This is a genomic window from Pseudoalteromonas luteoviolacea H33-S (assembly GCF_001625695.1).
Taxonomy (GTDB): domain Bacteria; phylum Pseudomonadota; class Gammaproteobacteria; order Enterobacterales; family Alteromonadaceae; genus Pseudoalteromonas; species Pseudoalteromonas luteoviolacea_B.
Genome location: NZ_AUXY01000061.1, coordinates 39,351 through 51,949, shown reverse-complemented (window position 1 = coordinate 51,949; position 12,599 = coordinate 39,351). Strand labels below are relative to the sequence as shown.

At 41.5% G+C, this 12,599-nt stretch carries 10 protein-coding genes and 1 riboswitch; of the genes, 6 read left to right on the top strand and 4 right to left on the bottom strand.

The features are described 5' to 3' along the window. Nucleotides 1–57 precede the first annotated feature (57 nt). From N477_RS08265 to N477_RS08255, 3 genes are all read left to right on the top strand, one after another. The gene (locus tag N477_RS08265; protein ID WP_063360824.1) at nucleotides 58–933 is read left to right on the top strand and encodes an NAD(P)-dependent oxidoreductase; all 876 of its coding nucleotides are present in this window, start codon (nucleotides 58–60) and stop codon (nucleotides 931–933) included. A 241-nt stretch (nucleotides 934–1,174) separates the two neighbouring features. Then, on the top strand, nucleotides 1,175–1,690 hold the full coding sequence (locus N477_RS08260) for a glutathione peroxidase (RefSeq protein WP_063360825.1): 516 nt from the start codon (nucleotides 1,175–1,177) through the stop codon (nucleotides 1,688–1,690). Next, nucleotides 1,656–2,633, top strand: a complete 978-nt coding sequence (locus N477_RS08255) for a 2-hydroxyacid dehydrogenase (RefSeq protein WP_063360826.1) — start codon at nucleotides 1,656–1,658, stop codon at nucleotides 2,631–2,633. Before N477_RS08260 ends, N477_RS08255 begins: the two co-directional genes overlap by 35 nt. A 53-nt stretch (nucleotides 2,634–2,686) precedes the next feature. Here N477_RS08255 and N477_RS08250 read toward each other — a convergent pair whose 3' ends face one another. The 4 genes from N477_RS08250 to nhaD all read right to left on the bottom strand — a co-directional run bounded on the left by N477_RS08250 (nucleotide 2,687) and on the right by nhaD (nucleotide 7,798). After that, nucleotides 2,687–4,012, bottom strand: coding sequence for a sodium-dependent transporter (locus N477_RS08250; protein ID WP_063360827.1), 1,326 nt, complete (start codon nucleotides 4,010–4,012; stop codon nucleotides 2,687–2,689). 121 nt (nucleotides 4,013–4,133) lie between these two features. Then, nucleotides 4,134–4,664, bottom strand: a complete 531-nt coding sequence (locus N477_RS08245; protein ID WP_063360828.1) for a DUF924 family protein — start codon at nucleotides 4,662–4,664, stop codon at nucleotides 4,134–4,136. Between the two features lie 159 nt (nucleotides 4,665–4,823). Next, on the bottom strand, nucleotides 4,824–6,170 hold the full coding sequence (gene lysC / locus N477_RS08240) for a lysine-sensitive aspartokinase 3 (RefSeq protein ID WP_063360829.1): 1,347 nt from the start codon (nucleotides 6,168–6,170) through the stop codon (nucleotides 4,824–4,826). Between the two features lie 84 nt (nucleotides 6,171–6,254). Then, nucleotides 6,255–6,428, bottom strand: a riboswitch (Lysine riboswitch). A 122-nt stretch (nucleotides 6,429–6,550) separates the two neighbouring features. Beyond that, nucleotides 6,551–7,798 carry a sodium:proton antiporter NhaD gene (gene nhaD / locus N477_RS08235; protein WP_063360830.1) on the bottom strand — a complete coding sequence of 416 codons (1,248 nt, stop codon included), beginning with the start codon at nucleotides 7,796–7,798 and terminating at the stop codon, nucleotides 6,551–6,553. A 158-nt stretch (nucleotides 7,799–7,956) separates the two neighbouring features. On the opposite strand from nhaD, the gene N477_RS08230 reads away from it, so the two are divergent. From N477_RS08230 to N477_RS08220, 3 genes are read left to right on the top strand one after another with little or no spacing between them, the layout of a single operon-like run. Beyond that, entirely contained in the window at nucleotides 7,957–9,225 is a 1,269-nt protein-coding gene (locus N477_RS08230) for a hypothetical protein (RefSeq protein WP_063360831.1), read from the top strand. A gap of 10 nt (nucleotides 9,226–9,235) precedes the next feature. Further along, nucleotides 9,236–9,787, top strand: a complete 552-nt coding sequence (locus N477_RS08225; RefSeq protein WP_063360832.1) for a condensin complex protein MksE — start codon at nucleotides 9,236–9,238, stop codon at nucleotides 9,785–9,787. Then, on the top strand, nucleotides 9,784–12,561 hold the full coding sequence (locus tag N477_RS08220) for a hypothetical protein (protein ID WP_063360833.1): 2,778 nt from the start codon (nucleotides 9,784–9,786) through the stop codon (nucleotides 12,559–12,561). The genes N477_RS08225 and N477_RS08220 overlap by 4 nt, the downstream gene beginning before the upstream one ends. Nucleotides 12,562–12,599: the final 38 nt, after the last annotated feature.

Genomic DNA, 12,599 nt, shown 5'->3' with positions numbered 1-12,599 from the left:
CATAACACTTCTACTTCAGTTACAATCGAGTCAAACGACACAACTGGATTGTAAATTATGACTTCAAATAAAAAAAATGTTGCTTTTATCGGCCTAGGTGTAATGGGTTTTCCAATGGCTGGACATCTAGCTGAACAGGGACACAATGTCACTGTTTATAACAGAACCACCAGCAAAGCAGAGTCATGGGTAGAAACCTATTCAGGACAACTAGCCTTAACGCCTGCACTCGCTGCAGCAGACGCAGATATTGTTTTTATTTGTGTCGGAAATGACGATGACCTGCGTGAGGTGACCACTGGTAGTAACGGTGTACTGCAAAGCATGAAAGCGCATACCTATTTAGTTGACCATACAACAGCCTCAGCTGATGTCGCAAGAGAATTAAATTCTGTTTGTCATAATAAGCATATTGGCTTTATTGACGCACCTGTTTCTGGCGGTGAAGCTGGTGCGGTAAACGGCCAACTAACCATCATGTGTGGTGGCGACCTCGATACTTACACACATATTGAGCCTGTAATGGCTGCTTACGCACGTTTTTCCAAATTACTTGGCACTGTCGGATCTGGTCAGATAGCCAAAATGATGAACCAAATTTGTATTGCAGGCGTTGTTCAGGGCCTCGCAGAAGCACTCCAGTTTGGTCAAAATGCAAATATCGATTGCGAAGCAGTCGTTGAAGTAATTTCTAAAGGCGCAGCAGGTAGTTGGCAGATGGAAAACCGCCATAAAAGCATGTTGGACGATCACTATGAGCATGGTTTTGCCGTTGATTGGATGCGCAAAGACTTGTCTATCGCCCTTGATGAAGCCAAAAAGAACGGCTCTACCCTGCCCCTAACTGCATTGGTTGATCAATTTTACGCTGATGTGCAAAAAATGGGAGGCAACCGCTGGGACACTTCGAGTTTGCTCAAGCGCCTAGTTTAATCAAGGTTTTCGGTGTCACACTCGTGACACCCTTCTTTGCTCTATCAACACCTTTCTCCACACTTCTACCCAAATGTGTACATTGCGTTAAATTTAAACCAACTTGACATAAAATTGACCAAAATGACTGCTATGCTTGAACAATGGAGGGGATTTCACCTCAAAAGCAGTCTGTGGAACATATACAAACTCCACATGAAGATCATTAATAGAACTTGTTATATGCACGGAACCTTGCAGCATGGAAAATATTTACAGATACAGTGTCAAATTACTCACAGGTGAAACGCTTTCGTTAAAGTCGTTAAAAGGCAGGCCTGTTATTTTAGTCAACATCGCCAGCAAATGCAGCTTTACACCACAGCTAACTGCCCTTGAAAAAATGTATCGTAAATATAACAAAAAAGGGCTAGAGATCATCGCATTCCCATGTAATCAATTCGGCAAGAATGAACCGTTAGAGAATGAAATGCTTAAAGAGTTTTATCAATCACACTTTAACTTAAGCTTTAACATTGCTGAAAAAACCTTAGTCAATGGACCTGATGCCCATCCACTATTTAATTACCTTAAGTCACATACTCGTGGTATTGCGCAAAATCGTGCGATAAAGTGGAACTACACAAAGTTTTTAATTGGTACAGATGGTGAGCTATTATCACGCTATGCACCTCGCACCAAGCCAGAGTCCTTGAAGCAAATCATTGAGGGTCAGTTACAAGATGAAAGTAGCACTTTTCAGTTCGCAAAAGTATGAACACGCTTTTTTTTCAGATGCTATCTCAAAGTTCAATGGCATAGAGATAGAGCACATCGAACACAGTTTGACGCGCGCAACCGTTTTTTTGGCATCTGGGTATGATGCTGTTTGTGTATTCGTTAATGATGATCTCAATGCCTGCGTGCTAGGTGATTTAGCCGAGCTTGGTATCAAGTTTGTTGCTTTAAGGTGTGCAGGCTACAACAACGTTGATATCGAGGCGGCACATGCACTTGGCATACAGGTTGTAAGAGTCCCCTCATATAGCCCGGAAGCCGTCGCGGAACACTGCATGGCACTTATCTTGACACTGGCGAGAAAAACCCACAAAGCCTATAACCGCGTACGAGAGGAAAACTTTGATCTTAATGGCTTATTAGGGTTTAACATCCATAATAAAACGGTTGGACTCATTGGCTGCGGCAAAATAGGTCAATCACTCGTCTCAATTTTAAATGGCTTTGGTGCACACACGCTTGTGTATGATCCAAATATCGGTGAAGGCTCATACACACAAGTCTCGTTAGATATGTTGTTAGAACAAAGCGATATCATTTCACTACACTGCCCATTAACTGAAGCTACACATCATTTAATCGATGAAATAGCCTTTGGTAAAATGAAACCCGGTGTAATGCTCATCAATACCAGTCGCGGTGCATTGATTGACACACAAGCCTGTATCACAGCACTTAAATCAAAAAAGATTGGTTATTTAGGTCTTGATGTGTACGAACAAGAGTCAGAGCTTTTTTTCAAAGACCGGAGTGAAGAAATCATTCAAGATGATACTTTTGTCAGACTTAGTGGGTTTCCTAACGTCTTAATCACCGGCCATCAAGGCTTTTTTACTCAAGAAGCGCTAACCGAAATTGCCTTAACAACAGTTAAAAACTTATACGCACTCAAAAATAAAACCCATACACCAAACATTGTCTAAAACAGGGCAAAAAAAAAGCGCAGCCGAGCTGCGCTTTTTCTTTTAAAACCAGTTTATTTATTTACCACAACATTTACGAATACAGCTGTCATTAAAATTGGACAGATAAAACGTAAGTATTGCGCAAACCAATAATGCATACCTGAGGCGTTCTCAATCAGCTTATTTCCACGTTTCCACATCCAGCCTACAGTAACAAAATAGAATAATCCCATTAGCGGTAACTGATAGCGAGTAAATACTGAGATAACCAAGCCAAACAGCCAATCAAAGTTCATTATAATGAGACTAGAACACACCAGTATCACCAGCGTCACTACCCAAGTTGCACTTTTTCGCTCCATGCCGTGATTTTCAACTAAGAAAGACACCGGGATTTCTGTGGATGAAATCGTTGAAGTAAGAGAAGCAATTGACATTAATACAAAGAATGTTAAGCCAACCCAAATACCAATTTGTCCCATGCTCGAGAAAAGTTCAGGTAGAATTGCAAAAATGAGTCGCCCTTCCCCAGCGAGCTTGCCATCTTGAAACACTTCTACGCCATTTTGCTGCGCAACAAAAATAGCAGGAATAATCAACAAACCAGCTAAAAATGCCACTCCAGTATCTAGCATAGCAACGCTGAAAGTCAGTTTTGGTAGGTTTTCATTTGGTTTTAAATATGAGCCGTAAATCATCATACAGCCAACACCGAGCGATAAAGAGAAGAACGCTTGGCCCATTGCTGCAATAATCAAATCTGGGTCTGTAATTTTACTAAAGTCAGGAACTAAGTATGCCCTGAATCCGTCTGATGCACCTTCAAGTGTTGCCATGTAAGCTATCAAACAGCATAGTAATAACAATAAAAGTGGCATTAAGCGACGTGACCATGTCTCAATACCTGACTTCACCCCTTTCAAAATAATTGCGGCTGTTAGCAGCAACATCAAAGGCGTGAAGATAAAGTTTCTATGTGTAGAGTCCCCTGTCAGAAACTGACTCGCAGCATCCATACCTAATAAGGATGTAACGGGCTCAATGGAATGGGCGAGCATCCACCCGGCCACTATTGAATAGAAACTCAGCATCACAATCGCGCCAGCCAAACCAATATAACCGGCAGCAGCCCCGACACTCGGCTGTTTTTCTTGCCACGCTTGCTTTAATGCTTTTACTGGATTAGCTTGCGCTTGATGACCGAGGTAAAGCTCAGTGTACAAAGCTGGTAAAGCCAACAAAAAGATAACGATAAAATATGCGAGTAAAAAAGCACCACCGCCATGATTAGCAGCTTGCGTAGGAAAACCCCAAATATTACCTAAACCAACAGCAGCACCTGCCGCCGCTAGAACAAAACCAAGTCGGCTTTGAAAACCATCACGTACCTGAGCCATAATTGAACACAAATATAATTATTGTTTTGGCCAGCGATTATACCTTTTCGAGCGAAAAATGCGAGTACAAGAACCCTCTTACAGGAACTTATACGGTTTATTGATGAATTAATAGCAACAGTTAAAAGCTTGAGCCTGGCTGTTGCAAAAATTCTAGCTCTTCATCTGTTGATACGCGGCCCAGAATGTCATTTCTATGAGGGTAACGACCAAAGCGATCGATGATCTTTTTATGTGCTAACTCGAATTCATATCCAGGTAAGTCTCTGAACAGCACCTCTGCCTGACGATGGATCACGGCACTTTCGCTATGCATAAACGGCATGTATAAAAAACCAACCTCAGTATCATTTAATGCTTTATCAAACCCTTTTTCAATCGCTTGCTGTGATAGGCTTAGTGCTAGCGCGTCACTTGCAAAGGCTTGCGGTGTATCTCGGTACATATTTCTTGGGAACTGATCTAACACAATTATCTCGCACAAAGAGCCAACAGGTGTTTCACGCCACTTTTCAAGCTCTCCGCTATGTGCCATCTTATGGAGGATTGAAAATTGGCTTTTCACTTTTTGATCAAATGTCGTTGATTTCTGCCACCAGTCTTGCTCAGAGCAAGTCACAAACCAAAATTCATAGATATCTTGATACTGCATAAGTAACCCTTAGTGTTTTATTCTCCTCTTATCTAAGCTTGTCACCATACGCCTTTTATTGCAACTTTATCATTAATTTTTGTTATAGAATTATTTCTTCTTAGGAAGAGTTCCGAAGGGACATAGAGAATATAACTAGCCCCTGCAATCGTAAAATGATTAAGCTGCTTCGAGCAACTTCTGATGAATTGCCTGTACAACCGCATCAGAACTTGATTGCTCTACTAAAAAGCACAGGTTATGTCGACTTGCACCATGGCAAATTAAACGAATATCAAACTCAGATAACACATCAACCAAGCAGTCATCTCCACCTTTTAACTGAATCTCAGAACCAATCATGGCAACAAGCGTTAGGTTGTTTTCAACTGACACATGACAAAATTCGCCCAATTCATCAAGGCATGCTTGTTCAAGCTCAGGTCGAGAAGCATTTGGCGCATTGTCCAAAGTGAGGGCAACACTGATTTCAGAAGTTGTGACAAGGTCAACAGAGATATTATAATTACTGAGTATGGTGAATATTTTTGCCAAAAAGCCACTAGCTAACAACATTTCAGGGCTCTTCAAGGTCAATAAAATTTGATTTTTGCGCTGTGTAACAGCTCTTATGCCAGATTGGGATTGTGTTTCTTTTTCAATCCAAGTTCCACCCTGCTCTGGTGCTTTACTCGAACCCACAAATACCGAAATACCTTTACGGCTTGCAGGTAGAATCGTTGCTGGGTGCAACACTTTTGCACCGAAAGTCGCCATTTCAGCAGCTTCGTCAAAGCTTAACCTAGCAATTGGTTTTGCTTTACTGCATAACCTAGGATCTGTACTAAATATGCCAACTACATCAGTCCATATATGTACACTTTGTGCATTGATTGCTTCTGCAATAAGCGCAGCACTGTAATCAGATCCACCGCGACCAAGTGTCGTCGTTTGCCCATATTTATCGCTGCCGATGAAACCTTGTGTGACGACTACCTGCTCCTCAAGCAGTGGCTGCAAGTGTTCTGAGGCAGCAATCGCTGTTGCCAAAACATCGGGCGTCGCTTTAGAGAAATTACTATCTGTTTTCAATACCTCTCTTACATCAAAGCGAACCGAGCTGACACCTAAGGTTCTCAGCACTTGAGTAAAGATAAATGATGAAAAGCGCTCACCAAAACTCAATACTTCATCGCATTGCTGTGTGCTTAATGCAGGCAGAAGCGCTATCTCTTTAAACTCTTTATATGTGTCATCAAAACCAGACTGCAAATCCGCATCGAGCGTTACGTGCTCCAATATACGTTGCTGAATTTGCATCACAGCATCAACGAGTGATTGTCGCTGAGTTTCATCTGCTTTTTGTTGCACCAATTCAACTAAGTGATTAGTTACGCCTGCACTGGCACTCACTACGACTACTCGAACATTTGGGTCATCATTTATGATTTGCGCGCAACGATGCATCGCTGTGAAGTCGGCAACACTGGTACCACCAAACTTAGCAACTACATACTGGGAATTCATTTTATCTCCTTGTGACAACATCGGTGCTGTCAAAAAATAAGGAGAACTCATTGGCAAGAGGATATTGAAATACATTGAAAAACCACTGCCAGAAGCTCTCCACCAATAATCGGTGACAGTTCCGGGGATTCAACCCCGTAAACCGAAAAGTTATTGTGACGACCAATGACTTTCCTCGGCGAATACTTCCCTCACTTGCTGTCGTTGGATGTCGTGTCCTCAAACAAGCTACCTAAGCATCGCACCTCTTCTGTCTATTTTGCGTGTTCTAAGCTGAACAATAGCAAAATAAAAGCCTGCTACTGGAGCAGGCTTTTAAAAACTATCTTTTAGACGTCTAGGTGTCAAGTAATTTTGTACCTAGACATCAAAAAGTATATTTAGATAAACTGTCCCATATAAAATGAACCCGCATAACCAATGGAATAAGCGACAAGAAGATATAACACCATCTTTAAATAACTCATGAACGTCAGCGCTTTAACTTTACTCATTGCGATGATCCCCGCAGCTGAACCAATAATAAGCATCGAGCCACCAACCCCAGTTGCATACGTAAAGGTTAGCCATTGCTGAGGTGTCATTTCAATCTGCGCTTTAAGTAAAGCTGCCGTAAGTGGCACATTATCGACCGCCGCGCTCAACAGCCCAACTAGATAATTCGCATATTCTGGTGCCAAATATTGATATAACTCAGTAAACATACTCAATACGCCAACTTCTTTAAGCGCGCCCACCAACAAAAGTACACCGACAAAAAACAGTAATGTGTCGTACTCTATCTCTCGTATGTAATCAATAATCTTCTTGTTGACGTCCTTTTTACGCATAAGAAACTGCGCGACTAAAAACATAAATGACAAGCCAAACAAAAATGTAAGCATGGGTGGTACTTGATATTGCACACTTAAAAATAAGGTAGCGAGTACAGTCGACATGAAAATCACAGCAATGGTGATATCAGTTTTTTCTATTCTTCTGACTTCTTGCCTTGCAAAGTGAAGCTGCTCATTCATACCAATGGACAACATAGCTGCCAGTGCAAATACACTCACAATCGCTGGCAACACCAACAACAGCAAGTCAGGAATGGTGACTTTACCAGCCAAAAATATCATTAAGGTCGTTACATCGCCTGTGATTAAAGAGACACCGCCAGAATTTACGCTAAATATGATTAATGTGGCATACTTAACAAGCTTTTTAGCATCCAACTTCAATGACATGACAACCGCGAGTGAAATTAAAGTCGCGGTAATATTGTCCGAAATCGAAGAAAAAACAAAGGCAAATGCACCGACAAGAAACATTAACTTTCTCTCGCTGATTTGCGCAGGCATGATCCTGTGTACAATATTCTGAATAAAACCTTTGGAGTTTAAATAAGCAACAAAGGTCATCGCAGCCATTAAAAATAGCCATAAGGTCGCGATTTCTAAAATGTTGTGATCGAGCTGATGTTGTATAGTTTCTGAGCTTTCACCATGAATTGGAGATATAAAAGCGATAATCCAACATAAAGTGCCAAAAAAAAGCGTCGTTTTGGCCTTGTTTACATGGATAATATCCTCTATAACGATAAGCACAAAAGCTAGCGCTATTAGGGTTAGGATTATGGAAGTGACCATACGCGTAAACAACCTGTAATAAAATGTAATTTTTGTAAAGGGCGATGTAAATCGGCGCGGAGTCTAACACTATGGGCAAGTGACTGCTATCGCTAATTACACTTTATGACAAATTAGTGAACTAGTGATGTCACAAAAATGATACAAACTGGAAAGTTATGATCCCAGCTAAAAAAGTTCTTAATACATTAAATGAGCACTGGAGTGTTTTAGAGCTGTTATTTAAACGCTTTAAAATGTCCGATTTCAGTATAAAAGATGTACAAAACTTAATAAAACTAAAAAACCCAAACTGGTCAAGTGAACGGGTTTATAAAGAGACAAATAGATTATTAAATCAAGAAATTATTATTCCATTAGCTAAGTCTTCTCAACTTGAGATCAATCGTGCAGTCGCTGATTTTGCAAGCTTTTTATTACAAGAAGAGCACTTGGGATTGGCTGAAGAAATCACTGTACTAGTGAAAGATTTGCAACGTTTAGGCGAGCGCCTTTCTCAAGCAGGCAATGAAGGTGACCACAGTGAGTTGAGACGATTCAGTCGTATAATGGACGAACGCGTCAGAAAAATTGTAAAGCTATATCAACACAACGAAAGCGCGATCCTCAACTTGGTTGAGCAAGCAAAGTCTGATCACAGTAATTTATCACTAAAACGACGTTATCAAGCTGTCATTGAAGCCTTTGACGAATACATTGAGCCGATGCTTGAAATGGTCGACATTCACGGACCATTCCAAGCCTGTTTTAGCCAAATTGAATTACAAATAAGTGAGCAAATAAGCCAAATTGAGCAGCTTGGACGCGGTGCGCACGACAAACGTATGTTAGAGCAATTAAGAACACGCATTCTAGACATGCATTTAATCGGTCGTGAAAGCTTAGGAAAAAGTGCAGATATGCTCATGCCACTGCGTGAAGAGCTTAGACGTAATACCTTAATCACACGTCAGGCAGCCAAAGTATTGGGGCTTATTCGTAAAAATGGCGTTGATCGTATGCTAAGTCCTGTACAACCCGATTTTGTGTCTGATATACAGCGCTTTAACCTTGGTCAAAAACGCCATATGGTTGCTTATATGGCAAGTCTTGCAGAGTTTGAGCATGAAGAATATCAGCTCCCTGATCACGACGATGTACCGGCATATCAAAGCCCTAATATCCCTGACTATCAGGATGTTAGAAAATCATTTGCCAGCAGCGGTAAAAAGCGCACCGCCCTACTTGGTTTCTTAAGTGATAGCTATCCGAAGCTTGAAGCTGATGAAATGCTGTTTTTATACCAAAAGCTTATCAGCGACCCTGAGCTCTCGGTCACGCAGTCTGACTCTCAAGAGTCTATGCAGCTGGCAAATACCAAAATTAAATTGTATCCATTTAGCGCTTCAGAGCACACTGAGTCTGACGCTGAAAAAGTAAAGCAATAAGTACAACACCATGACACAAATTAATCTAAACGACTTATCCCAGTTGCAAGCTATCAATAAAAAGCTTGCTGGTGGTTACCACATTAGTGAACAAGACACGACGCTTTGGCAAGAACTTGATCAGCACATTGAAGCTTACCAAGCGCTATTTGCGGCACTTGGTCACGATCTTCAGCATGATGCTCGCGGCTTTTATTATCTTGCCAGTGACGAAAGCACACCTAATATGGGCAAAATCAGCCGCGCCATTGCACTAACGGTGTTTATCCTCATCGAGTATTACGCAAACCAAGGCAAAGATCCTTTGCGTGCGCTGTTTGATGAGCAAATCGATTTAGAACTAATGCAAACACTCATCCAACTTAACAAACACTTATTTGATCAATTAGAGATCTTCTCAGGATCAGATTTAAGAAAAGATGTCTTTTTAAGGATGTTGAGATTAGGGCTTTGTAAAGAAACCGAGCGTGGTTTTGTATTGTTAGCACCGGTTTATAGATATATCGACGCCTTGATGGAAGTCAATGAAGATAACTTTGAAGCGCTAGAGGAAGAAGTATGAGCGAATTATATGGACTAAGCAAACTGGCGCTTTTAAACACGGCAGGCTACGCCAAGTGTGTTATCCCATTAGATAAAAGTGCATCTATCTGTGCGCCAAACAACACGGGTAAAAGCTCTGTTATCAATGCGCTACAATTCCCATTAGTCAATGACTTACGTTTGACTGAATGGGATGGTCACGACTTAGAAGAAACCAGAAAATTCTACTTCTCTAGTGATCAATCTTATATTTTACTCGAAGCAAACCTCCCTCATGGCGACGTCGTGATTGGTGTCGCAGGCCTCGGTAAAATTGCAGGCTATGCGCATCAGTTTTTTTGCTACAACGGCAAATTAAACCTTGATGACTTTACTGAAGGCAAAAGCATCATCAAATACACCAAGTTATTTAATCACCTTGGTGAAAAAGGTTTCAAGCCCATTGAGCTTAAAGCTGCCGAATTAAACGCATTGTTAACTGGTGGTGCGACGCCTTACGACGGCGACATTAACCTTAAAATGATCCCACTCAACAATGTGCAAGATGCCGCGATCTATAAAGAGATCTTTAGACGTATCTTAAATTTGCACAAGCTTGGTGCTCATGATGTTAAACGCTTTATGCTACGTGTTTTTGAACGTCATATGTCAAATTCGAAGGTTGACTTTTATGAAGTATGGCGCCGCGCGTTTGACAAGGTTAACCGCTCAAAACGAGAGCTCAATGCACTAGAGTCAATGCAAGAGCCCATTGCTGCACTTGAGCAGATGATCGAAAGTGAAGCAACCATTAAAGGCAAATTAGCTGCTTATGCGCCTAAGATTGACCAAGCCATTATCGCCTTTGATGAATATCAAACGACACAGATCGATGAGCTTAACGAACAGCTTGAAAACATCGAACAAGAAAAGCGTGATTTTGAGCAAAAACAGCAGCTGTATGTTCAGCAATCTCGTGATATAGAGCGTAAACAAACACAAATTGAGCAGTGGTTTACAGACTACCAAGCCCTTAAATCAGAGTTTGAGCTGACCAATCACGCCACTTTGAAAACCAACCTAACACTGTTGAAAAAAGAGTATGAGCAACTGTCGTTCTCAATTAACAGTGCGCAAGGTCAAAGCTTACATACACTTGACTACCGAATTGGTGAAACGCAAAAGCAAATCAAGAGCTTAAAGCTTCAGCTTAAAAACTTAGAATTTAATTTATTTACGCGTATGCGTGAGGATCTCTCTTTAAAAGAAGTTGAAGAGATCTCACGAATTTTAAATCCTGATCTGCTCTCTTTTGCCACCACTTCACAGGGTGAAGTCACAATTGAAAATGAAGACGCATTTGCAGACTTCTTAGCGCTTCTATCAAACGCTGTAAAAGGCGGTGAACTTAAACTACCTGGTGTCAGCATTAAGCTGAAAAAACTAGCGCCTGTGCAAATGCAAAGTGGAGAGAATAAAGCACAGCTACAAGCCCAGCTTGAAGCCCTGCAGCGCTCGCTCACAGAGCTTAAACAACAAAGAGAAGTTGCTGCAAACGTCGCCGATAAGCAGCAAGAACGCGATGCGCTATATCAGGAGCTGATGGCAACCGAAGAAGCACTCAAGCGCTTTGAGCAATTCCAAACTATGCAGCAATCAGCTGAAGCACAGCTTGCGCTTAAAGACCAATTAACGGCTGAGCGCGAGCAAGTTGATGACTATTTACAAGATGTGCAACGCAATGCGGGATCTATTTCAGATCGTCGCTCGATCATCAAGAGCAAACAAGATCTCATCCTGAGACAAAGCGATCGTTTAAAGCAAGTTAAGTCTGAACGTATCGACCATACATTGGCGATTTATGAGGGTAAGCAAACCCCTTACCCTATCGATGTTAAAATTGACTTTGATAACCTCTCGGAAATCGTGCATCAGTTTAATAAAGACTGCCAAGAGCTGAGAAACCTTGATGTAAATGTGCGCAACACCTATTTGCACATTTACAATGCGGGCATTACAAAGTTTGATAACGAAACAGATGAGTCGACAAAATACGCTAAGTTGATCAGCGCCTATCACAATATTGATAACGAGCGCGATGCGGTAGAGCGTCAAGCACGTGTTGCACTTACAGAGGTTGCGGCAACAATTAAAGGCTTACGAGAAGACTTAGATCGCTTACGCCGTGAAATGAACAGTTTCAACCGTGGGATCAGTCAACACCGTATTTCAAACCTAAAAGCGTTTAAGATAAATGTGATCCCTCGCAAGATGCTGGTTGACAGTATTGATACTATTATCAGTACCTCAGAAGTCTACGAGCAAGGTGAAAGCTTTGATTTGCTCAGTGAAGCCAAAGCGGACGAAAATGCGGTAAATGAAGCAAAAGATCACATTATTAAGCTGGCAAGTGAAAAAGCAGGCCTGACACTAACCGATTTATTTGACATCCGCTTTGAAGTCGTCAACCGCGCTGGTGAAACCGAGCACTTCGATAAAATTGACTCTGCCGGTTCAAACGGTACGCGTATCACCATTAAGTTACTGTGCGGTATGTTGTTTATCCGCTACCTGCTTTCTGATCAAGAGCAAGCGTTGTACCGTATACCTATTTATATTGATGAAGCGGCTGATATTGACCCGCAGAACCAAAAAGCAATTATAGAGACTGCCTTAAGTTTTGGGTTCGTGCCTATTTTTGCGTCGGTGAAGCCACAGATAAGTTGTGATTACCTAGTGCCAATTCGCAGTGTGAATAAAGGCAGCCAAAACTGGGTAGACGAAAAAGACTGGATTGAAGTGGAACATTCGTAGTTTAAAATGGTCTTAATAACTGGATCTTAGGGCATTTT

Excerpts from the sequence above, each read along its gene's own strand:
- N477_RS08260 (WP_063360825.1), top strand. The coding sequence starts at position 1,175 with ATGGAAAATATTTACAGATACAGTGTCAAATTACTCACAGGTGAAACG.
- nhaD (WP_063360830.1), bottom strand. The coding sequence starts at position 7,798 with ATGGTCACTTCCATAATCCTAACCCTAATAGCGCTAGCTTTTGTGCTT.
- N477_RS08250 (WP_063360827.1), bottom strand. The coding sequence starts at position 4,012 with ATGGCTCAGGTACGTGATGGTTTTCAAAGCCGACTTGGTTTTGTTCTA.
- N477_RS08245 (WP_063360828.1), bottom strand. The coding sequence starts at position 4,664 with ATGCAGTATCAAGATATCTATGAATTTTGGTTTGTGACTTGCTCTGAG.
- N477_RS08230 (WP_063360831.1), top strand. The coding sequence starts at position 7,957 with ATGATCCCAGCTAAAAAAGTTCTTAATACATTAAATGAGCACTGGAGT.
- N477_RS08265 (WP_063360824.1), top strand. The coding sequence starts at position 58 with ATGACTTCAAATAAAAAAAATGTTGCTTTTATCGGCCTAGGTGTAATG.
- N477_RS08255 (WP_063360826.1), top strand. The coding sequence starts at position 1,656 with ATGAAAGTAGCACTTTTCAGTTCGCAAAAGTATGAACACGCTTTTTTT.
- N477_RS08220 (WP_063360833.1), top strand. The coding sequence starts at position 9,784 with ATGAGCGAATTATATGGACTAAGCAAACTGGCGCTTTTAAACACGGCA.
- N477_RS08225 (WP_063360832.1), top strand. The coding sequence starts at position 9,236 with ATGACACAAATTAATCTAAACGACTTATCCCAGTTGCAAGCTATCAAT.
- lysC (WP_063360829.1), bottom strand. The coding sequence starts at position 6,170 with ATGAATTCCCAGTATGTAGTTGCTAAGTTTGGTGGTACCAGTGTTGCC.